This is a genomic window from Streptomyces griseochromogenes, assembly GCF_001542625.1.
Taxonomy (GTDB): Bacteria; Actinomycetota; Actinomycetes; order Streptomycetales; family Streptomycetaceae; genus Streptomyces; species Streptomyces griseochromogenes.
The window spans coordinates 6,507,397-6,527,708 of record NZ_CP016279.1; the positions used below are offsets into that span (position 1 = coordinate 6,507,397).

The window sequence follows — 20,312 nt, forward strand, 5'->3', positions numbered from 1 at the left end:
GAGGACCTGGCCACGGCACCGCGACCGCGCACCACGCGGTCCGATCCATGACACACCCCCCTGCTCGTCCAGTATGGCGGCCTATCGCCCCAGTTTGTACGGTGCCGGTCGCGCACTCGGACCGAGCCTCGCCATGGCGCGCAGGATGTGTTTGGGCGGCAGCTGCCAGCGCAGACGTGCGGGAACGCGGCGAAGCAGGGCGCCCGTGGCCCGCAGCCGGCGGGTGACGACGGCGGGTGCGGGGGCCGGTCTGCCGTACAGCTCGTGGGCGTACGGAGGCAGGGAGGCGTACGCCAGTTGGGCCACGCGCCGCCACAGCACCTCGCGCGCTGGGACGAGAAGGGGGTGCGTCGGCGGGCGGAGGAGGAAGTCGTCCACCTCGCGTGCCTCGGGACCCGCCGCCAGTTCCGGCCGCACCTCGGCGAAGTACGCGGCCAGCTCCGCGCGGTCGCGGGGTACGGCGTCCGGATCGAGGCCGACCAGGCGGGCGCTGACGCGGTGTTCGGCTATGTAGCGGTCGGCCTGGGCGTCGGTGAGCGGGAAGCCGGAGCGGCGCAGGACGTGCAGATAGGAGTCGATCTCGGCGCAGTGCACCCACAGCAGCAGTGCGGGTTCGTCGATGCCGTAGCGTTCACCGGTGCCGGGGTCGGTCGCCGTCAGCGTGCGGTGGATCTTCCGTACCCGGGCGCCGGCCCGCTCGGCCGCCTCGGTGGTGCCGTACGTCGTCGTGCCGACGAAGTTCGCGGTGCGCATCAGCCGGCCCCAGGCGTCACGACGGAAGTCGGAGTTCTGCATGACGCCCCGGACCGCGCGGGGGTGCAGCGCCTGGAGGTACAGCGCGCGGACGCCGGCGACCCACATCATCGGGTCGCCGTGCATCTGCCAGGTCACGGACTTCGGGGTGAACAGCCCGGGGTCGCCCATGCCCGCAGGCTAACGCCGCACCCGGGGCATCCCCAGACCGATCCAGGAGATGATCTCCCGCTGGATCTCGTTGTTGCCGCCGCCGAAGGTGAAGATCACCGCCGAGCGGTAGCCGCGCTCCAGCTCGCCGTGCAGGACGGCGCCGGCCGAGCCCTCCTTCAGCGGTCCGGCGGCGGCGACGGCCTCCATGAGCCAGGCGTAGGCGTCGCGTCGGGCCTCGGAGCCGTAGACCTTGACCGCGGAGGCGTCCTGCGGGGTCAGGGTGCCCTCCTGGACGGCCGTCACCATCTGCCAGTTGAGGAGCTTCATCGCGTCCAGCCGGGTGTGGGTCCGGGCGAGCAGTCGGCGCACCCAGGGCAGGTCGACCACCCGGCGGCCGTCGGCGAGCTTGGTCTCCATCGCCCAGCGCTGCACGTCGTGCAGGGCGCGGATCGCCATGGTGCCGTGGGCGGCGAGGGTGACCCGCTCGTGGTTGAGCTGGTTGGTGATCAGCCGCCAGCCCTGGTTCTCCTCGCCCACCCGGCGCGCGACGGGGACGCGGATGTCCTCGTAGTAGCTGGCCGTGGTGTCGTGCGAGGCGAGCGTGTTGATGACGGTGCAGGAGTAGCCCGGGTCGGAGGTCGGCACCAGGAGCATGGTGATGCCCTTGTGCGGCGGCGCCGCGGGGTCGGTGCGCACGGCCAGCCACACCCAGTCCGCGGTGTCGCCGTTGGTGGTCCAGATCTTCTGCCCGTTCACGACGTACTCGTCGCCGTCACGTACGGCCCGCGTCTTCAGCGCGGCGAGATCGGTGCCCGCGTCGGGCTCGCTGTAGCCGATCGCGAAGTCGATCTCGCCGGAGAGGATGCGGGGCAGAAAGTACGCCTTCTGCTCCTCGGTGCCGAAGCGCATGAGGGTCGGGCCGACCGTGTTCAGCGCCATCAGGGGCAGCGGTACGCCGGCCTGCGCGGCCTCGTCGAAGAAGATGAACTGCTCCATCGCCGTCAACCCGCGCCCGCCGTACTCCTTCGGCCAGCCCACGCCGAGCCAGCCGTCCGTGCCGAGCCGCCGGATGGTCTCGCGGTAGAACCGCTTCTGCGCGGCCGGGTCGGCGTACCGGGCCTGGGCGCCGGTCGGCACCAGCCGCGCGAAGTAGGTGCGCAGTTCGCTGCGCAGTCGCTGCTGCTCGGGCGTGTGGTCGAGGTGCACGGCGCCTCCAGGGTCCCCAAGGGCGGTCCTGACGGCGCACACCGTAGAACGTGTTCCAGAAATTGGGAATGGCGTGCCACGGCTCAGTTCAGGCTCACCATGAAGTCCGCACACGCCCCGGCGCAGGACCGGCACGCCCCGGCGGCCGATTCGGCGCCGGACTGCCCGTCGAGGGCGTGCGCGCACTGGAGGCAGACCGAGCGGCACCATCGCAGCTGGACCCTGATCCCCTCCTCGTCCTGGCGGTTCTCCTCGGACAGCATCCGGCAGGTCGCCTCGCAGACCTCGGCGCACATGATGCCCAGTCGGCGTACCCGGTCACGGTCCTCGGTGCCGTCCGGGACCAGGAGGCTGGTACGTACCGCACACGCTCTGGCACACTCCGTGCACGCCTGGGCGCACAGGAAGCGGTCCTCCAGGAACCGGTAGACCTGCTGCTGCGAAGTCGGTGGAGTCACGCCGCCCGGGTATCCGGGCCGGGCCGGCGCAAACGCCCGCACCGGGCCCCGAGCCGCGGCGATCGGAGCCAGGTCGCCCCACGTGGACACCCGGCCACCCAGGGTGTCCGGTTCGTCCCGTTCTGGGCGGGGTATTCCTGTCCTATGGATACCGCACAGATGCAGCTGGCCGCGGCAAGCGGCCTGATGGGCCTCGTGTTCTTCGTGGTGGCCATGGGCGTCCTGGCGCTGCTCGCCGGCGGCTTCTGGATGAACTCCCGCATCAAGTACCGCGAGCCGCCCCGGCCGCGTCCCGACGAGCAGCCGCACCTGCCGCCCGGTGGCGCGGTGCACGAGATCCGGGAGAACAGGGAATCCCAGGAGGTTCCCCTGATCCCCAAGGGCGGTCGCGCGCTGACCCCGTACGAGCTCACCAACATGGACACCAGGCCCAGCGACTCGAAGGACCGCCCGCGCTGGAGCAAGGGATCGAGCGGCTCGTTCGGCGGCGGCGGACTCGGCGCCCACTGAACCCCCACCGGACACCCGACACGACGGGACACCCGACACGACGGGACACCGAACTCACGGCATCGAGCGAACGACCCGCCCCGGCCCGCGCCGGACCGCCATGCGCCGCTAGGAAGCCTTCCTGGCGGCGTCGAGGCGGTCGACGCGGGCCACATTGCGCACGTCGTCCGGATCCTCACTGGGCTCGGCCGCGAACCACGCGTCGAGGATCTCCGCCAGCACCGGCGCGGAGGTGAGCCGCAGGCCGAGAGCCAGGACGTTCGCGTCGTTCCAGCGCCGCGCGCCCTCGGCCGTCGCGGCGTCCGTGCACAGCGCCGCACGGACGCCCGGCACCTTGTTCGCCGCGATGGAGGCACCGGTCCCGGTCCAGCAGCACACGACCGCCTGATCGGCCACCCCCTCGGCGACGTCACGGGCGGCCGCTTCCGAGCAGACCGCCCACCGCGGGTCGGCACCGGGCCGCAGCGCACCGTGCGCACGCACCTCGTGGCCACGCCGGCGCAGCTCCTCGACGAGGAGACGGGCCACGGGTTCGTCCATGTCGGAGGAGACGGAGATCTTCATGCGCGGCTCTAGCCTCCCATGCAGGGGAGCCTCGAAGGCTTGGTGACATCTCTTGCGGACATCGGTTTCTTCAGCTCTCGGCAGCGACCCTATCCGACGCCTCACGCTGTGCCTGGAGGGCAGCCGACGGGCCGGTTCCCCGCCCCCGCACGAGGGCCGCCCTCATGGACCGGTTGGCCCGGAACTCGAACCAACCCCCACCCGACAGGAAGAATGTTCCAGCGTGTACTGCGTACGTCGTCGAGAGACGCGTGATTCCCCGCCTGGCGAGCGATGACCCGACGGTACTGCGCAGCGGCGGAAGGCCGTGCACCGTGAAAGGGCGGCGGCGGTGACCGCGCCGCCGCCCTTTCACGACCGGACCGTCAGGAGTCCTCGATGGTGATGAAGGGGTCCCACTGGAAGTACCCCTTCAACTGCCGGTGCCGGTCGAGGATCTGGAAGTAGAAGTGGTACACGACCTTGCCGACGCTCTTCACCGTGGTGCGCCAGTAGTGGTCCTGGTACTTCTGCGTCACGAAATCCGGACTGCCCTCGCTGCCCTCCCGCGGCAGCGGATAGACGCCGTCGACCACCTCGATCTCCGGCGTCCTGATGAGCGTGTGGTCGCGGTCGCTGCTCACGTACCGGTACAGCAGCGCCTTGTAGTCGCTGCCCAGCGACACCGTCGTCTCCCGCCACCGGATGGTGTCCCCGGGCTCGGCCCGCAGATTCAGCTCGGCGCCCGACGTGCCGACGATGTGGTCGTGCCGCGTCGTCATGTAGATCAGGCTCTGGTCGACGTAGGTCGGCGCGTCGGGATTCCGCGACGCGCCCGGATTCTGCTCGACGATCGTGGCCGCGTCGAAGGCGATCAATACGTTCAGATCAGCCATTTCATTCCCCCTCGGGTTTCGACATTTTCTGATACGAGAGTTTCGGTCACGAGGTTTTCGGCACCTTGTACGCCATGGCTCGCGGATAGTCGTGCCGGTCAAGGCGGACGCGGACCAGGAGGGGTCCGGCGTTGACCGGGTCGCGCGGGTCGCCGAGGCGGGCCAGCAGGTCGTCCAGCTCCGCGGGGCGGGCGACGCTGAGGCCGCTCGCCGGGGTGTCCTGGCCGGCGAAGACGGCCGCGAGGCGGTCGTAGTGCCAGGGGTGCAGGACGTTGTAGAAGTCCGGCTCGGCGGGGTCCTGTCCGGCGTAGTAGGCCGGGTGCACAAGCATCTGCTCGATGCCGTAGAAAGACCCGTTGTCCAGGACGAACACCACCGAGCGCAGCCCGAGCCGGGTGTGCGTGGAGATCTCCTGGCAGGTCTCCTGGAAGGCGCCGTCGCCGACGAACACCATCGGGCGGGCGCCCTCGCGTTCCGGGGCGAGCGCGGCGCCGGTGGCCGCACCGACCGACCAGCCGATGGACAGCCAGCTGATCTGGGACAGGAAGCCGCCCGCGGACAGGGACAGGTTCATCGAGCCGATGAGGGAGAACGCGGCGTCGGACACGACCGTCCAGTCGTCCGTGGTCTCCTGGCCCAGGAAGTGGTTGACCCGGTCGAACACGCCGTCGTACGTGAGCCGTTCGGCGTCCCGGGTCCGCGCACCGCTGACGCTCAGCGAGGCGCGGTACTGCGCCAGGCCGGCGGGGCGGTCGTCCCGCGCTCCCCGGTAGCTGTAGGACTCGGCGTAGTAGTCCGCGGACAGGCCCTCGAAGCCGTAGGCCTTCACCAGCGCATCCTGGACGGCGGGCAGCAACTGGGCGAGCTGGACGTCGGGGAAGTAGGAGGTGCCGACGCTGACGCCGCCGTGCGCCGCCATCACCCAGTCGGTGCCGACGCTCTGCTCGCCGTTGAGGTTCTTCGACGTGGACCAGGCGCCGAGCCCGATCCGGCAGGTGGCCCAGTCCTTGAAGATCGCGTACACGTCCGGGTGACTGGCCTTGCCGTTGTAGACGCCGTGGAACTGCGGCAGGTCCTCGTCGACGACGGCCTTGGCGCCGACGGTCGTGCAGAACGGTACGCCCGTGGCCTCCACCAGGTCGATGAGTTCCCCGCCGAGCCGGTACCGGTCGATCTCCTCGCCGGCCCACACGATCGGGCGGGGCCTGCCGTCCGGGCCGGGGTGCTCCTCGATCAGGGTGAGGATCGCCTGCACGGCCTGGTCCAGCATGCTCTGGTTGCGCTCGCTGAAAGGCCGTTCGCGGCGGACGATCGGCTCCGTCGGCTCAGGGCAGGGCTCGTCCCACAGGTCTTCCATGACCTCCAGATAGACCGGCCGGCGCTCGGAGACGCACGCGGTGAGCGCGGTGTCGATCTGTGCGGGCGCCAGGCCCGGGTGGGAGATGACCTGTGCGTCCACGGTGACCTGCCGGTAGACGTCCAGGTTGCTCTCGGCGCGGGGGCTCATGTGCGAGGTGAGCAGCCCGACGGCGCGGAAGTTCTGCCACTGCTCGTAGGGCGGGCAGGCGTTGACGGCGATGAGCGGGACCTGCTCGACGTACGCGCCGCCGCAGGCATTGAGCAGGTTGAACGCGCCCACGCTGTACGTCACCGCCGCCGCGCCCACGCCGTGGATGCGGGCGTAGGCGTCGGCGGCCTGGCCCGCGCCGCCCTCGGTCGGAGTGCCGACCCACTCGATGTCGCCCTCGGCCCGCAGGGTGGTGAGGAACGGGCCGAGGTGGTTGCCGGGGACGCCGAACAGATGGGTGATGCCCAACTCGGCCAGCCGCAGGGCGAGATAGCGGGCGACCGTGCAAGCAGGGGTGATCGCGCTCACGAGGTCTCCCCTTCCCGGTCCGCACCCGAGACGTCCTGCTCCGAAACTTTCCTGTCGGTGACCGGTGGGGCCTGATGGACGGCGAGGGCGGCGCGGACGGCGCTCTCCAGGGCGCCCTCGATCCAGGCGTGCTTGAGGGACGTGTGCTCGCCGGCGAAGTGCACCGGGCCCTCGGGCCGGGAGACGTCCAGGTGGAAGCTGGTCATCTGGTGCGCGGTGTAGATGGCGGCCTCGCCGAAGGCGTACGGGTCGCGGGCCCAGCTCTGGGTGGCGCCCCGGCCGGTGAAGAACACCTCGATGCGCCGGCCGTGCACGGCCTGGAGGTTGCGCAGGGCGTAGAGGTAGCGCTCCGCCTTCGGCATGGAGTCCCAGCGTGCGGCGTCGTCGGACCAGGAATACGAGGCGAGGACGACGCCGCCGCCCATGCTGTCCGCGATCGGGTGCGAGGGGTAGTACATGAACCGGTTGGGGTTGTCGGCGGCGGAGCCCCCGCCGAAGCAGTGGGTGGCGGGCCGGACGGCGGGGCCGCGCAGCGGCAGACCGCCGTCGATCCGCCGCATCTCCTCGGTGACGAGGCTGTCCTTGACGGCGGCGCCGAGCAGTCCGGCCTCCGGCTCGGGCAGCGTGGGCACGGACAGGGTCTCGGTGTCCGCCTCGGGCCCCCGCCGGTAGTACTCGTACAGGCCGGGCGCGATGCCGTCCAGCGTGTCGCGCCAGTCGTCCTCGGTGAACTCCCACCAGCGGTGGCTGAATTCGAGCAGCACCTTGGTGGCCTGGTCATAGTGGGTCTCGATGATGGCGCGGCGCTTCTTGTACGACATCGAGGGGACGATCTCCACGAAGCGCAGCGAGGAGAACGGGATGGTGACGACCGCCAGGTCCGCCGTCCACAGACGGGGCAGCTCCTTCGGGTCCTCCTCGTCGACGGTCTGTACGGCCACGCCCCACCCGTCGGGTCCGACCGCCCCGGTGCCGTCGGGGTCGGTGTCGCGGCTGGGGTCGTGGTATTCGAGGCGGATCATGCGCTGGCCGAGCCGCACCTCGTCGCGCAGGCCCTGGTACAGGGCGTGCGGCAGGCGCCAGCTGCCGCCGGGGATCTCCCAGTAGCGGACGTCGGGGTTGATGTCGCTGCGGCTCAGGAAGCTGTGGAAGAAGGAGAGGTAGAGCCGCGAGGACATGTTCTCCAGGGTTCCGAGGGCCTCGACGGCCTCGTCGCTGAGCCCGGCGCGGTCGCGCAGGAAGGAGCCCATCGAGTAGCCGTCGAAGTCGCGGATCACCCGCGCCCAGCCCTCGACCCACTCGTCGAAGGGTTTGTTGACCCGCTTGCCGTCGACGACGTCGGAGTAGTAGTCGCGCACGCTCTCCAGCGCCTCGTCCACCATCCGCGCGACGGGGGCGCGGACCTCGTCGTCGGTGAGGTGGAAGCCCTCGTTGATCCGCTCGGGACCGGCGGCGTAGTCGGCGCGCCGCACCTGGACGCGGTTGGTGCGGATCCAGGAGTTGCCGCGCTTGTCGGGTTCGGCGAAGTCCGGGCTGTCGTCGCCGTACGTCCACGTCCGGCCGGTGAAGGAGGTGTACGTCACCGGAGGGACGGGCACGTCGGGACCGCTGCCGGTGTGGGGATCGACGTCCACGTTGTAGAACTGGCGTCGGCCGAGCCCCAGTTTGTCGACCAGGGCGAGGACGAGCGGGTGGAAGTCGGGCAGCCGCATGGCCCCGGCCTCGGCGTACTGGGCCGGGTCGGCGAAAGGCTGTTGGTGCTTGGTGGTGCGGAAGGTCTTGATGCGCCCGCCGACGCGGTTGGCGTTCGCCTCGAGGATGGTGACGTCGTGCCCGGCGTCCTTGAGCAGCCGGCCGACGACGAGGCCGGTGATGCCGGCGCCGATGACGAGGACCTTCTTGCGGGGGTGACGGGTGGTACCGAGGCGGCCCGTGTCTATCAGAGCGTGCAGATATTCGAGCTTGAGGTCTTTGCCGTCGGGTCCGACGAGGAGGAGTTCACGGGCGAGCCTGAGACAGGTCTGCCAGCGGGCACGGGTGGCGGAGTTTTCCCGTGGAGTGTCGGTCATAGCCTGCGATCGTAGATATGCCGAAACGGTTTCGCGGTTCACCCCGAACACAAAGTCCTGAAACTACCGACAGGAATGGGTGGCGCGATTTCTACTTGCCGGAATTCTCGGCGAGAAGGCGGGAGATCCCAGAGGGACGGAAGGGAAGCCGGATGCGAATGAAATAACAATTCACTCATGGAATGTGAAGCCCATGAGGCGAGGATGCGCCGACCCCGCCCACCGATCCGACACAAAAACCGTCACCCCACCGCCTCAACTGACCGACCGATCAGCGACGTTCGCATGTGCATCCGGCCAACGTGTGCTTGACCGGCGCCACGTCACCGCCGGGCGGTCAGCACCCCAGCCACCGAAGGTGCATTCATCGAACGTGAATTCGACGACCCTGAATGCCGGCTGCCGCCCTGTGACAGGGCGCGATTGTCTGCGAGTCGCCGGAAGGAGCGCCGGTCCGGCTCGCATGCACCGACCGCAAGATCACACAGCTGGTACGGCGGCGGACCGAACAGGAGCACGACCGACGCGTGAAGCCGCGACCACTTGCCACGCCACCGCCCCAAGGCCCGCACGGGCCAGAATCCGGACCGTTCCCGGGCCGACCACTCCGACGAGGTGCCCTGGGCCGCCAAGAGCTCCTAACACGACAGGCCGGCGGATGACCGGCTGTGCCAGGGAACCCGGCGGCGCGATGCATCCGGCCGAGGCGGCGGCGCCGGGACGCCGGTCCGCCAGAGGGCGCGGACTTCCCAGGGCGGGACCGCAGCCCAGGAACCCGAGTGCCCCGGTTATCCGGATTTACCGACAGAGATCACGTTCAGCTCGGTGAATTCACCCGGTATTACGCTGTCATGAGTCATGCCTTCTGAATCTACCGCAGTCCCCGAAACCGACTGGCTTCGGGTGACAATGCGGAGCGGGCTTCGACACCCCACAGGCAGAAATGGACGCGGATTCCCGGGAGTCTCCGGCAGCCGCACCGGGGTCTGATTCCGGCCGGTTCCACACGCTTCCTCCGGTCCGTTTCGCGTCGATTCCCCCTTCTCGGCGCCACACATACGCGTCACAGGCCGGCCTGTGGGGCGAAAGCGCGCGAGCGGCGGTGAGGTCGTGCCTGCCCTTTGGTTGACGGGTGAAGATTGTGTATTAGGGTGAATGCGTTCCTGCCGATCGCCACCGAACGGCAGGACGTCCCAGGGAGTTCCGCCCCGTCCGTTCCCAAGTCGCCCGTGTGCGGCCGAGTTGATCCGTGGCGTCGTATCGTGACGGCACCACAGCCGAATGGCGGACCCTTTCTGGGTGCTGGACGGGCATCCGGCACAGCGGAACCCTGTGCCGGCCATCGGCCTGTCCCCGGCAGTCGCGACCGGTTGTGCAGCGGTCGCGGCGGTCCCGCTCCCTACTGTTCTGACACTGAATTTCCCTCATGGTGATGACGATTCAATCTGAAGCGGGAGGCGCCCGGTGATATTCTCCCGTGCGTCGCGAGGACGCCGTGACGCAGCGGATGCCACGGCGCAGTCACCGGAATCAGCAGCGCCTCCTTCCAGTCCCTCACCCCCGGCGCCGAGTCCGCTGCCGGACCTCGTGCCGCTGACCGCGGAGGAAATCGCCCTGATGCGCGCGAGCGTGGCCGTGGTCGGCCCGCACGCAGCGGACATGACGGTGTATTTCTACGCCATTCTGTTCGCTCGCTACCCCGAGGTGCGCGGGCTCTTCCCGGACAACCTGGACGTCCAGCGCGACCGGTTGCTGCGCGGGCTGCTGCGGATCGTCGACCTCGTCGACGATCCGGAGAACCTGATCCGGTTCTGCGGCCGGCTCGGTCGCGACCACCGCAAGTTCGGGGCGCTGGACGGCCACTACCCCGCGGTGGGCGAGTGCCTGCTCGCGTCCCTGGCCCGCTACGCCGGCCCGGCGTGGAGCCCGGAGCTGGCCGCCGCATGGACGCACGGATACGGCGTCGTCGCGCAGGTGATGATGCACGCCGCGAGGGAGGACGCCCGCACGGCGCCCGCGGTGTGGGAGGCGGAGATCATCCACCACGTGCACCGCGGCCATGGCATCGCGGAAATCACCGTGCGGCCCGACGCGCCCTACCCGTACACGGCGGGCCAGTACGCGAGCGTGGAGACGCCCTGGCACCCCAAGGCGTGGCGCTACTACTCACCCGCGCACGCGCCGCGACCGGACAACACCGTGACCTTCCACGTGCGTGCGGTCGCCCAGGGCCAGGTCAGCCAGGGCCTGGTCTACAGCGCCAGGCCCGGGGACGTGGTGCGGCTCGGACCCACTCAGGGCGACATGACGCTCGACCCGCGCACCGACCGGGATCTGGTGTGCGTAGCCGGTGGAACCGGCATGGCCCCCATCAAGGCCCTGGTCGAGGACGCGGTCCGCACCGGGAAGGAGCGCTACGTCGACGTCTTCGTCGGCGCGCGGACCGCCGAGGAGCTCTACGGCCTGGACGACATGCTCAGGATGTCCCAGCGGCACCACTGGCTCTCTGTGCGGGCCGCGGTGTCGAACGAACGCATCGCGGGGCTGGAGGGCACCCTGCCGAGGGTGCTGAACGAGTTCGGGCCGTGGTACCGGCACGAGGCGTTCCTCTCCGGGCCGGTGGACATGGTCACGCAGGCCAGCGCCACCCTGGCCCGGCAGGGTATCCCGCAGGAGCGGATCCATTTCGACCCCTTCGACGTGCCCGCACTCGAGGCCGCTTTACTGCCCCGGCAGTTGCGGGAACCGCCCGAGGACTGAGCGTCCGGCCCGATCCGGCCGACCCGCCCCGGCCGTGCGGTGACTCGCGTGCCGCGCCCGCCCGCCGGACTCGGCTTCGCCCCGTCCGCTCCCGGCCGAGCGGCCGCCGGACCACCGCCGACGCGCCGGGCCCGTGTGAGCACCAGACCCCGAGCAGGAGAGAACCCGGTGCAACTCCCCCCTTCGTCCGAACCAGCTCGGCGCCGCCCGTCGGCGCACGAGGCCGTACTGGCGGCCGCCGAGGTGTTCATCCGCCAGTACGCCGCCGAGAACCCGGGCGACGGCGATCCGCGCCGGCGGCTCGCGGAGGTCACCGCGGAGGTGGAGCGTTTCGGCACGTACGAACACACCCCGGCGGAGGTGGCGTTCGGCGCGCGGGTGGCCTGGCGCAACGCGGCACGCTGCATAGGCCGGCTCTACTGGAACAACCTGATCGTGCGGGACCTGCGCCACGTCACGCATCCCGACGACATCGCCCGTGAGTGCTTCGAGCATCTGCGGATCGCGACCAACGGAGGCCGCATCCGGCCGGTCATCAGCGTCTTCGCCCCCGATCGCCCCGGCCGTCCCGCCGCCACGCTGCTGGGCGAGCAGTTGGTGCGCTATGCGGACGACCCGCGCAGCGCCCACCGGGTGGCGCTGGCCAGGTACTTGGGCTGGAAGGGCGGCGAGGCCCCCTTCGAGGTGTTGCCGTTGCTGGTGCAGCCCTCCTCCGGCCTGACCCCGGAGTTCTACGAGGTGCCCGAGGACGCCGTGCTGGAGGTGCCGTTGACGCATCCGCGCCATCCCGGGTTCGCCGGCCTCGGTCTGCGCTGGTACTCGGTGCCGGCCGTCAGCGACATGTCGCTGGAGATCGGCGGGGTCACGTACCCGGCCGCGCCCTTCAACGGCTGGTACATGGGCACCGAGATCGGCTCGCGCAACCTCGCCGACGCCGACCGCTACAACCTGCTGCCCGCCGTCGCCGAACTGTTCGGCCTCGACACCCGCAACGAGCGCACCCTGTGGCGGGACCGCGCCCTGGTCGAGCTCAACCTGGCGGTCCTGCATTCCTACGAGCAGGCGGGGGTGACCATGGCCGACCACCACACGGAGTCGCAGCGGTTCCTCGCCCACGTGGACCGCGAGAGGCGGCACGGGCGCCCGGTGCCGACCGACTGGAGCTGGATCGTCCCGCCCCTGTCCGGAGGGGCGACCGCGGTGTTCCACCGCTACTACGACCCCGAGGATCCCGACCTGCGGCCGGCCTTCGTGCACCGGACCACAGGGGCGCCGGAGGGATGCCCCTACGGCGCGGCCTGAGAGGGCACTCGGCGGCGTCAGCGCAGTTCACGCCGACGCGCGCCAGAAACGGGGAGCCGCATGTCCCGGGGCTTCGCCGAGCTCCCGGCCCTCAGGTCCCGTCCGGCGGCGTCCAGGCCGCGACCAGATCCAGGAGGCCGGGGAAGCGGGCGTTCAGGTCCGTGACGCGGACCTGGCTGCGGCGCTCGAGGCCGTACTGACGCTGCCGGGTGACGCCCGCCTCGCGCAGCGCCTTGAAGTGGTGGGTGAGCGAGGACTTGGGGCGGTCGAGGCCGAACCAGCCGCAGGTGTGGTCGAACCGCTCCGACTCCAGCAGGAGTTTGCGCACGATGAACAGGCGCAGCGGATCGCTCAGCGCGGCCAGCACGCTCTCCAGACGCAGGTCCTCCACCGCCGGTTCCGGCAGGGGCTCGGGCAGCCCTTCGGGTTCCGGCAGCACCTTGGCGGCCGGTGCCTGCGCCCGCACGGTGCGCATCGTCGACGGCATGGGCAACTCCTCGTGACCCGAAATCCCTTGTACGACTTCGATCGTACATGATGCTATGTTCGAGAAAACTCGTACTGCAGAGCGTGTGCTCACACCGCACACGCGGAGGGGATCTGTCATGCCCGAGAGCCGAACGGCACCCGTGAGCGCGAGGAGCGCGCCGCACCGCACCGCCGCCCCCACCTGGTGGGTGTGGCTGGCCGCCTGGCCGGTGACCGCGGTCTTCGTCCTGTCCAACGCGGCGACACCGCTGTACGTGCTGTGGCAGCGCGACATCGGGTTCTCCAAGGGCACCCTGACGGTCGTCTTCGCCTTCTACATCGTCGGTCTGATCGGATCCCTGCTCGTCTGCGGCGTGCTCTCCGACCGGATCGGCCGCAAGCCCGTCCTGCTGCCCGCGCTCGGGCTCGCCCTGGCCGCCTGCCTGACCTTCGCGACCGCGTCCAGCGTGCCGGCCCTGATCGTCGCCCGGCTGTTCACGGGGGTCGCCGTGGGCGCCGTGGTCTCCGCGGGCATGGCGGCGGTGACCGACGTGGCCGGTCCCGCGCGCAGGCGGCTCGCGGCTCTGCTCGCCTCCTGCGCGATGGTCTTCGGAGCCGGTCTCGGACCACTTGTCGCCGGCATCCTGTCCGAGACCCTGCCCGCCCCCACCGTCACCGTCTTCGTCGTGGAAACGGCACTGCTCGCCACCGCGGTCCTCGTCGTGCTGCGCATGCCCCTGCCGCGCCCCGCCGCGCCGGAATCGGGCGCCTGGATCCGCGTACCAGGCGTGCCCCGCGGCAACGGAACGCAACTCACCTTCGGCATCGCCGTGTTCGCCCCCGGCATCACCGCGACGTCCTTCGTGCTCTCGCTCGGCCCCTCCCTGCTGTCCGGTCTGCTCGGCACCAGCAGCCGGATCGTCGCCGGCGCCATGGCGTTCACCATGTTCCTGACCGCCACCGGGGTGCAGTTCGCCGCGCAGCGGCTGCGCAGGCGCACGATCCTGACCACCGGAGCGGCCTGCACCGCCCTCGGCATGGCCGCGCTCGTCACAGCGGTGCGCGGCGCGTCCGCCCCCGCGCTCCTCGCCTCCGCGCTGCTGGCCGGAGCCGGTCAGGGCCTGGGTCAGCTGGGCGGCCTCTCCCTGCTCAACTCCGCCGTCCCCGCACAGCGGCTCGCCGAGGCCAACGCCGCCCTCAACGTGGGCGGTTACCTCCCCGCGGGTCTGCTGCCGGTCTCGGCGGGCTATCTCAGCGACGCCATCGGCCTGACCGACGGCGCGACCGTTTTCGGGACCGTCCTGCTGACCCTCGCCGTCATCGGCGGCGTGCTGGTCGTCGCCTGCCGTGACCGGGTTCCGGAGGCCCTGTGACACGAACCGGTGCCGCCGCAGCGATCTCGCAGCACGGCCGGGACCGCCTCGCCCTCCCTGCACACGGCTCCTGCGGGACACGGCACCGACTCTCGCCTGCGGCGGAGGATGACCTTCGCCGCCGCAGGGCCGATACTGAGGAACAGGACTCCCTTCGTCTGTCATCAAGCGGACCCCGAGATGCCTGATGACCCGTCAGTAAGGTCGGCGTTCTTGGTTCAGCATCAGTCGTACCGCCGGGGTCAATGACCGGCCGAACCCGGCTTGACCAGGGAAGACACAGGTCAGAGATGCACTGCTAGCTTCTTAGGAGACACAGATGAGGATGCTGATCAACGTCCCGGAGACCGTGGTCGCGGATGGGCTGCGCGGTATGGCGGCCGCTCATCCTGAGCTGAACGTGGACGTGGAGAACCGCGTGATCGTCCGCCGGGACGCTCCCGTGGCCGGACAGGTCGCACTCGTCTCCGGCGGCGGGTCGGGGCACGAGCCGCTGCACGGCGGATTCGTCGGTCCGGGCATGCTCTCGGCCGCCTGCCCCGGAGAGGTGTTCACCTCGCCGGTGCCGGACCAGATGGCCCGGGCCGCGGCCGCCGTCGACAGCGGGGCCGGCGTGCTGTTCGTCGTGAAGAACTACACGGGGGACGTGCTCAACTTCGACATGGCGGCCGAACTCGCCGAGGACGAGGGCATCCAGGTCGCGAAGGTGCTGGTCAACGACGACGTGGCGGTCACCGACAGCCTCTACACGGCCGGGCGCCGCGGCACCGGTGCCACCCTGTTCGTGGAGAAGATCGCGGGGGCCGCCGCGGCCGAGGGGCAGCCGCTGGAGCGGGTGGAGGCCGTCGGCCGCCAGGTGAACGAGAACTCCCGCAGCTTCGGTGTCGCGCTGAGCGCCGTCACCACCCCGGCCAAGGGCTCCCCCACCTTCGACCTGCCCTCCGGCGAGCTGGAGTTGGGCATCGGCATCCACGGCGAACCGGGCCGGGAGCGGCGGGCCATGATGACCTCCGGGGAGATCGCCGACTTCGCCGTGCACGCCATCCTGGAGGACATGCCCCCGCGCAACCCCGTGCTCGTCCTGGTCAACGGCATGGGCGCCACCCCGCTGCTGGAGCTGTACGGCTTCAACGCCGAGGTGCAGCGGGTGCTCGGCGAGCGGGGCGTGACCGTGGCCCGCACGCTCGTCGGCAACTACGTCACCTCCCTCGACATGGCGGGCGCCTCGGTCACGCTGTGCCAGGTCGACGAGGAACTGCTGCGGTTGTGGGACGCACCGGTGAAGACCCCGGCGCTGCGCTGGGGGATGTGATACGGCGGACGAAGCGGCCGACACCTCTACCATGCAAGGAGATCCAGTGCTCGACGCCGATTTCTTCCGCCGTTGGATGACGGCGACCGCCACGTCCATGAACCGGGAGGCGGAGCGGCTCACCGCGCTCGACTCGGCCATCGGGGACGCCGACCACGGCAGCAACATGCAGCGCGGGTTCTCCGCGGTCCGGGCCGCCCTGGAGGAAGAGGCGCCGGACACGCCGGGGGCCGTGCTGACCCTGGCCGGGCGGCGGCTGATCTCGACGGTCGGCGGAGCGTCCGGGCCGCTGTACGGCACGCTGCTGCGCCGGGCCGGCAAGGCGTTCGGGGACGCCGCCGAGGTCAGCGAGAAGCAGCTGGCCGAGGCGTTGCGAGCGGGCGTGGACGGCGTGATGGCGCTGGGCGGTGCGGCGCCCGGCGACAAGACCATGATCGACGCCCTGGTGCCGGCCGTGGACGCGCTCGGCGACGGCTTCGCCGCGGCGCGGGCGGCCGCCGAGGAGGGTGCGGTGGCCACCACCCCCCTGCAGGCGCGCAAGGGCCGGGCCAGCTATCTCGGCGAGCGCAGCATCGGCCACCAGGATCCGGGGGCCACCTCCTCGGCCCTGTTGATCGCCGGACTCGCCGAAGCGGCTACGGGGGCCTCGGGTGAGTGACGACAAGTTCGTCGGGATCGTGCTGGTCTCGCACAGCGCGGAGGTCGCGGCCTCCGTCGGCGCGCTGGCGAAGGGGCTGGCGGGTGGGGCCGAGGCGGTGCTGGTCGCCCCGGCGGGCGGCACCGAGGACGGCGGGCTCGGCACCAGCGCCGAGCTGATCTCCGCAGCGGCGGCCTCCGTGGACCGGGGAGTCGGGGTCGCCCTCATCGCCGACCTCGGCAGCGCGGTGCTCACCGTGAAGGCGCTGCTCGCCGAAGAGGGGGAACTTCCGGACGGCGCACGGCTGGTGGACGCGCCGTTCCTCGAGGGTGCGGTGGCCGCGGTCGTGACGGCGGCCACGGGGGCGGACCTGGACACGGTGGAGGCCGCGGCCGTGGAGGCGTACGGCTACCGGAAGGTGTGAGGCGACCACCCCAGGGGGCCGCGGCCCCCTGGACCCGCGCTCTTCACCTCGGTGGGCCGAGGGTGCGGCCCGGTGGCCCGACGGGGCGCACGACCGCCCCGGGTGTCACCCGGCCCCCAGGAATTGCCGGGCCAGCCGCTCCCCTTCCGCCTCGGCCGCCCGGCGGTCCTCGACGGGTGTGACCCGCGGGCCCTTGAAGACGATGTACGTGACGCCGGAGGCCGCTCCGCCGAGGCTCGGGTCGGGGCGGATGCCGAGGCCCCGGGCCGTGGCGTAGGAGGCCTCGCCGATGAGTCCGCGGGGGCCGGTGTCGCCGACGACGGCGAACTGCACCCGGCCCCGGTAGATCACGGCCGCCACGGAGCCGCCCCCGATGCCGTGTGCCCGGTGGTCCCAGATGCCGCTCGGTGCCGGGATCACGATGTAGGGCACGAACTCGGCGCTCAGGTGGCGGTCGTCGGGCTGCTGGAACGCGGTGGCGGCCGTGAAGGACGGGTCGGTGCGGGGGTTGCAGCGGGCAGTGGGCCGTCCGTCGCAGTCGACGTCCAGGTCGGCCTTCCAGAACACCGCCTCGCGGGTGCCGCAGACGCGGACGTTCGCGGGAGCGCCGTCGTCCGTGCGGTACCGGCCCCGGGAGACCTGGGCACATGTGTGCATCCGGGCCAGCAGGTCGGCGGCGGTCACGGCACCCTCGTTGTGGGCGAACGGTCCCTCCGGGGGCGGGACCGCGGCGGCGGAAAGCGCGGCGGGGGCGAGCAGGGCGGCGCTGGCCGCGACCAGCGTCAGCGACTGGACACGCACTCTGGGAAACCCTCTCTTTGGGTACATTCCGGAACCATGCCCAATGTGGTGCGGACCTGCGCGTACGGCCACCCCCGATGGGGCCGGATGGAGCATCATCCTGACGCCCTATGAGATGACAACAGGGGCCGGGGGCCTGAGCCTGTGTCGGCCCGGGCCTCCCGGCCACCCGTGTCGGCGCGGGTCCGGCGACGACAGCGTTTCCGCGCCTCGGGCACGAACTCCTCGGTCTTCCCGGGGAGTTCAGCCTCAGGGAGACCTCAGCATACGTAACTCTTCCGCGCGGCGACCAACACGGCCCCCTTGCCCCGGACGTACCAGCCGGGCATATTGGTCCGGACCTTTGCCGTGATGCCGTCCCCCGGGAGGCAGAGCCGTGCGACGCGTTCCCCTGCCGCCGTTCCTGATCTGCGCGGCTCTGACACTGGTCGCGTCCTGCGGCTGGAGCGGCGCGACCGATGGCGACGGCGGCCGCGCGCCCGGGGCTCCGACGGGCGTCACCGCGGCGGCCGGAAGCGCCACCACCGTGCACGTGATGTGGAACGCGGTCGCCGACGATCCCGGGGTCCGCACCTATGAGGTGTATCGCGGCTCGACAAAGGTCACGGAAGTACCGGGCTCGCAACACATGGTGGACGTCACCAGGCTCAGGCCGTCCACCGTGTATGTCTTCACCGTGCGGGCCCGGGACTCGGACGGCCGGCTGGGGCCGCCGAGCCGAGAGGTGCGGGCGCGGACGCCCGTCGAAGTGGCGGCGGACCGCTCGGCCCCGACCCGCCCGCTGGAGCCGGCCGGGCGGGCGGTCGGCAGCCGGGCGGTCCAGCTGTCCTGGGCCGCCTCCCGGGACGACCGGGGCGTGGTGTCGTACGACGTCTACCAGGGCGGTGCGAAGATCCACAGTGTCGGCGGGAACCAGACCGCGACCGTGATCACCGGGCTGCGGCCCGGCAGCCACTACGTCTTCACCGTGCGGGCGAGGGACGCGGCCGACAACCTCTCGCCCGCGAGCGCGCCCGTCCGCCTCGCCACGCCGGGCTCCGACGACGGCCGGGACACCGCCCCGACCGCCTTCACGGCGACGACCCACCGGTCGGCGGGGGCGTACTACCTGGATCTCTCCTGGGATCCGCCGCGCGTGGACGGGGTGATCACGGAGTACCAGATCCAGCTCGACGGCGCCGCGGCCACCTCCTTGGTGTGGGGCGGCGACCCGCCGCGCGGCCGGGCCCGCTACAGCTTCTACGTCGGGCAGGACGCGGAGTCCGAACACCGGGTGCGGCTGCGGGCGCGGCTGCCGGACGGCACCTGGGGCGGGTTCTCGGCGGAGCGCACGGTGACCACGGGCGCGGGCGGCTGACAGCGGGCGGCGGGCACGGGCCCCGGCGGCGGGCCCACCTGCACCGGACGGAGGAATCCGTCACCCGGTCGGCCGCACCCCGGGTGCGGCCCGGAGCGCGGACGCTTTTGCTGCGATGGAGGCGCACGGACGCTTCCCGACCCTCGGCGGCGCATGGGACGTACCGCCAACCGTGCCGCCGGAGGGCAGCCAATGCGAAACTCCCGACTCCTCCTCCGCTCCGGCCTGACTCTGGCGGCCGCCGCCGCACTCCCGGCCCCGCTCGCCGGGCCGTCCGCCGCGGCCTCGGGAATCTCGGTCAGCACGACCGGGTCCACGGTCTCGGTCGTCACCAGCTCATGCACGCTGAACAACGGCAGCTGGGGCAATGCCTCACTCCTGGGCGGCAGCCAGACGAGCTTCGCCCAGGGCCGGCAGACGGCCCTGTCGGGCACGACGATCAGCCAGTCCGCGGCCTGGTCGGGAGTGAGCCCGGGGACGTACACGGTCGTCGTGGTCTGCTCCAACGGCTCCACCGCCGGTTCCCAGTCCGTGATCGTCTCCGCCACGCCCGCCGTGCCCGCCGCCCCCACGATCGCCTCGACGTCCAAGGCCGCGCCCGCGCGAGGCGTGATGGGCGGCGTCGGCGGCACGACCCGCGACTACGGCCCGCTCACCCTGGGCGTCGGCGCGGCCCTGGTGGGCACCGGCATCATCGCCACGGCCTGGTTCCTGCGCCGCCGTTCGAAGCCGTACCGGCTCTGAGGCGACGGCGGCGGGCCGCCGGGTGCGGCGATCCGCCAAAGGCGCGCGACGGGATCCGGGCCCGGACGGGCTCCGGCCCTCAGTCGGACGTACCCCTCGCCGCCTCCGGTCCCGGTTCCCGTGTTCCGCCCGGCAGTTCGGCGAACTCCTTCAGGGCGTGGGTGAGCCACTGCGTCCAGAAGGTCTCCAGATCGATGCCCGCCCGCAGCACCAGATGACGCAGCCGGTCCTGCGGAGCGTCCCGGTCCGGCGGGAAGTCGCGCCGCTCGATCTCCTCGTACTCGGTCAACTGGCGCTGGTGCAGCTCCAGATGGCGGCGCAGGTCGGCCGCGAGGCCCGCCGTGCCGACCACCGCCGCGGCGCGCAGCCGCAGCAGCAGCACGTCCCGCTGCGGTTTGGGGTCCTGCGCGGCGGCGGTCCAGCGGGCCAGCTCGGCACGGCCCGCGGACAGGACCTCGTAGCGCTTCTTCTGCCCGCGGGCCGGCTGTTCGGCCGGCAGGGTACGGATGTGGCCCTCGGCCTCCAGCTTGCCCAGCTCGCGGTAGATCTGCTGGTGCGTCGCGGACCAGAAGTAGCCGATCGACTTGTCGAACCGGCGGGTCAGCTCCAGGCCCGACGACGGCTTCTCCAGCAGGGCGGTGAGGATGGCGTGCGGGAGTGACATGAACTC

General features: G+C 71.3%; 19 protein-coding genes. 9 read left to right on the forward strand and 10 right to left on the reverse strand.

The genetic code is table 11. From position 1 onward, the window contains the following. Nucleotides 1–81: 81 nt before the first annotated feature. The 3 genes from AVL59_RS27930 to AVL59_RS27940 all read right to left on the reverse strand — a co-directional run bounded on the left by AVL59_RS27930 (nucleotide 82) and on the right by AVL59_RS27940 (nucleotide 2,570). The gene (locus AVL59_RS27930) at nucleotides 82–924 is read right to left on the reverse strand and encodes an oxygenase MpaB family protein (RefSeq protein WP_067309701.1); all 843 of its coding nucleotides are present in this window, start codon (nucleotides 922–924) and stop codon (nucleotides 82–84) included. A gap of 9 nt (nucleotides 925–933) precedes the next feature. Continuing rightward, nucleotides 934–2,112, reverse strand: a complete 1,179-nt coding sequence (locus AVL59_RS27935) for an acyl-CoA dehydrogenase family protein (protein WP_067309703.1) — start codon at nucleotides 2,110–2,112, stop codon at nucleotides 934–936. Nucleotides 2,113–2,195: 83 nt separating this feature from the next. Next, complete coding sequence (locus AVL59_RS27940; RefSeq protein WP_067317857.1) at nucleotides 2,196–2,570, reverse strand: four-helix bundle copper-binding protein; 375 nt, start codon at nucleotides 2,568–2,570, stop codon at nucleotides 2,196–2,198. A gap of 144 nt (nucleotides 2,571–2,714) precedes the next feature. Here AVL59_RS27940 and AVL59_RS27945 point away from each other — a divergent pair, with 144 nt between their 5' ends. Further along, nucleotides 2,715–3,080: a DUF6479 family protein gene (locus AVL59_RS27945; protein ID WP_208870459.1), complete on the forward strand. Its 366-nt coding sequence runs from the start codon at nucleotides 2,715–2,717 to the stop codon at nucleotides 3,078–3,080. 108 nt (nucleotides 3,081–3,188) lie between these two features. On the opposite strand, the gene AVL59_RS27950 is transcribed toward AVL59_RS27945, so the two are convergent. The 4 genes from AVL59_RS27950 to AVL59_RS27965 form a co-directional block, all read right to left on the reverse strand. Beyond that, complete coding sequence (locus tag AVL59_RS27950) at nucleotides 3,189–3,644, reverse strand: RpiB/LacA/LacB family sugar-phosphate isomerase (RefSeq protein WP_067309708.1); 456 nt, start codon at nucleotides 3,642–3,644, stop codon at nucleotides 3,189–3,191. A 365-nt stretch (nucleotides 3,645–4,009) separates the two neighbouring features. Next, nucleotides 4,010–4,519, reverse strand: a complete 510-nt coding sequence (locus AVL59_RS27955; protein ID WP_067309710.1) for an inclusion body family protein — start codon at nucleotides 4,517–4,519, stop codon at nucleotides 4,010–4,012. Nucleotides 4,520–4,565: 46 nt separating this feature from the next. After that, nucleotides 4,566–6,395, reverse strand: a complete 1,830-nt coding sequence (locus AVL59_RS27960; protein WP_067309712.1) for an alpha-keto acid decarboxylase family protein — start codon at nucleotides 6,393–6,395, stop codon at nucleotides 4,566–4,568. Beyond that, the gene (locus AVL59_RS27965) at nucleotides 6,392–8,464 is read right to left on the reverse strand and encodes a flavin monoamine oxidase family protein (RefSeq protein ID WP_067309715.1); all 2,073 of its coding nucleotides are present in this window, start codon (nucleotides 8,462–8,464) and stop codon (nucleotides 6,392–6,394) included. The genes AVL59_RS27960 and AVL59_RS27965 overlap by 4 nt, the downstream gene beginning before the upstream one ends. Before the next feature lie 1,587 nt (nucleotides 8,465–10,051). On the opposite strand from AVL59_RS27965, the gene AVL59_RS27970 reads away from it, so the two are divergent. Beyond that, a complete protein-coding gene (locus AVL59_RS27970; protein WP_237281689.1) occupies nucleotides 10,052–11,224 on the forward strand; it encodes a globin domain-containing protein in 1,173 nt (390 codons plus the stop codon). A gap of 168 nt (nucleotides 11,225–11,392) precedes the next feature. Continuing rightward, entirely contained in the window at nucleotides 11,393–12,526 is a 1,134-nt protein-coding gene (locus AVL59_RS27975) for a nitric oxide synthase oxygenase (protein ID WP_079147024.1), read from the forward strand. 91 nt (nucleotides 12,527–12,617) lie between these two features. Here AVL59_RS27975 and AVL59_RS27980 read toward each other — a convergent pair whose 3' ends face one another. Beyond that, a complete protein-coding gene (locus AVL59_RS27980; protein WP_237281690.1) occupies nucleotides 12,618–13,013 on the reverse strand; it encodes an ArsR/SmtB family transcription factor in 396 nt (131 codons plus the stop codon). Nucleotides 13,014–13,131: 118 nt separating this feature from the next. Between AVL59_RS27980 and AVL59_RS27985 the strand changes: the two genes are divergently transcribed. The 4 genes from AVL59_RS27985 to AVL59_RS28000 all read left to right on the forward strand — a co-directional run bounded on the left by AVL59_RS27985 (nucleotide 13,132) and on the right by AVL59_RS28000 (nucleotide 16,740). Further along, nucleotides 13,132–14,367 (forward strand): MFS transporter, encoded by a 1,236-nt coding sequence (locus AVL59_RS27985; RefSeq protein ID WP_067309718.1) that lies wholly within the window; start codon nucleotides 13,132–13,134, stop codon nucleotides 14,365–14,367. A gap of 319 nt (nucleotides 14,368–14,686) precedes the next feature. After that, complete coding sequence (dhaK, locus tag AVL59_RS27990) at nucleotides 14,687–15,679, forward strand: dihydroxyacetone kinase subunit DhaK (protein WP_067309721.1); 993 nt, start codon at nucleotides 14,687–14,689, stop codon at nucleotides 15,677–15,679. A gap of 46 nt (nucleotides 15,680–15,725) precedes the next feature. Then, on the forward strand, nucleotides 15,726–16,337 hold the full coding sequence (gene dhaL / locus AVL59_RS27995; protein WP_067309724.1) for a dihydroxyacetone kinase subunit DhaL: 612 nt from the start codon (nucleotides 15,726–15,728) through the stop codon (nucleotides 16,335–16,337). Then, a complete protein-coding gene (locus tag AVL59_RS28000) occupies nucleotides 16,330–16,740 on the forward strand; it encodes a PTS-dependent dihydroxyacetone kinase phosphotransferase subunit DhaM (RefSeq protein WP_067309726.1) in 411 nt (136 codons plus the stop codon). Before dhaL ends, AVL59_RS28000 begins: the two co-directional genes overlap by 8 nt. A 105-nt stretch (nucleotides 16,741–16,845) precedes the next feature. Here AVL59_RS28000 and AVL59_RS28005 read toward each other — a convergent pair whose 3' ends face one another. Beyond that, nucleotides 16,846–17,541: a glycoside hydrolase family 75 protein gene (locus tag AVL59_RS28005; RefSeq protein WP_067309729.1), complete on the reverse strand. Its 696-nt coding sequence runs from the start codon at nucleotides 17,539–17,541 to the stop codon at nucleotides 16,846–16,848. A gap of 376 nt (nucleotides 17,542–17,917) precedes the next feature. On the opposite strand from AVL59_RS28005, the gene AVL59_RS28010 reads away from it, so the two are divergent. Together AVL59_RS28010 and AVL59_RS28015 are read left to right on the forward strand one after the other, a co-directional pair. Next, nucleotides 17,918–18,898 (forward strand): fibronectin type III domain-containing protein, encoded by a 981-nt coding sequence (locus AVL59_RS28010; protein ID WP_067309732.1) that lies wholly within the window; start codon nucleotides 17,918–17,920, stop codon nucleotides 18,896–18,898. 192 nt (nucleotides 18,899–19,090) lie between these two features. Continuing rightward, entirely contained in the window at nucleotides 19,091–19,642 is a 552-nt protein-coding gene (locus AVL59_RS28015) for a hypothetical protein (RefSeq protein WP_067309734.1), read from the forward strand. Nucleotides 19,643–19,721: 79 nt separating this feature from the next. On the opposite strand, the gene AVL59_RS28020 is transcribed toward AVL59_RS28015, so the two are convergent. Then, nucleotides 19,722–20,306 carry a PadR family transcriptional regulator gene (locus AVL59_RS28020; protein ID WP_067309737.1) on the reverse strand — a complete coding sequence of 195 codons (585 nt, stop codon included), beginning with the start codon at nucleotides 20,304–20,306 and terminating at the stop codon, nucleotides 19,722–19,724. Nucleotides 20,307–20,312: the final 6 nt, after the last annotated feature.

What these genes read in the sequence shown, in the direction of transcription:
- AVL59_RS27930 (WP_067309701.1), bottom strand. Translation starts at nt 924, where the DNA reads ATGGGCGACCCCGGGCTGTTCACCCCGAAGTCCGTGACCTGGCAGATG.
- AVL59_RS27945 (WP_208870459.1), top strand. Translation starts at nt 2,715, where the DNA reads ATGGATACCGCACAGATGCAGCTGGCCGCGGCAAGCGGCCTGATGGGC.
- AVL59_RS27950 (WP_067309708.1), bottom strand. Translation starts at nt 3,644, where the DNA reads ATGAAGATCTCCGTCTCCTCCGACATGGACGAACCCGTGGCCCGTCTC.
- AVL59_RS27955 (WP_067309710.1), bottom strand. Translation starts at nt 4,519, where the DNA reads ATGGCTGATCTGAACGTATTGATCGCCTTCGACGCGGCCACGATCGTC.
- AVL59_RS27965 (WP_067309715.1), bottom strand. Translation starts at nt 8,464, where the DNA reads ATGACCGACACTCCACGGGAAAACTCCGCCACCCGTGCCCGCTGGCAG.
- AVL59_RS27980 (WP_237281690.1), bottom strand. Translation starts at nt 13,013, where the DNA reads ATGCCGTCGACGATGCGCACCGTGCGGGCGCAGGCACCGGCCGCCAAG.
- AVL59_RS27985 (WP_067309718.1), top strand. Translation starts at nt 13,132, where the DNA reads ATGCCCGAGAGCCGAACGGCACCCGTGAGCGCGAGGAGCGCGCCGCAC.
- dhaK (WP_067309721.1), top strand. Translation starts at nt 14,687, where the DNA reads ATGAGGATGCTGATCAACGTCCCGGAGACCGTGGTCGCGGATGGGCTG.
- AVL59_RS28015 (WP_067309734.1), top strand. Translation starts at nt 19,091, where the DNA reads ATGCGAAACTCCCGACTCCTCCTCCGCTCCGGCCTGACTCTGGCGGCC.
- AVL59_RS28020 (WP_067309737.1), bottom strand. Translation starts at nt 20,306, where the DNA reads ATGTCACTCCCGCACGCCATCCTCACCGCCCTGCTGGAGAAGCCGTCG.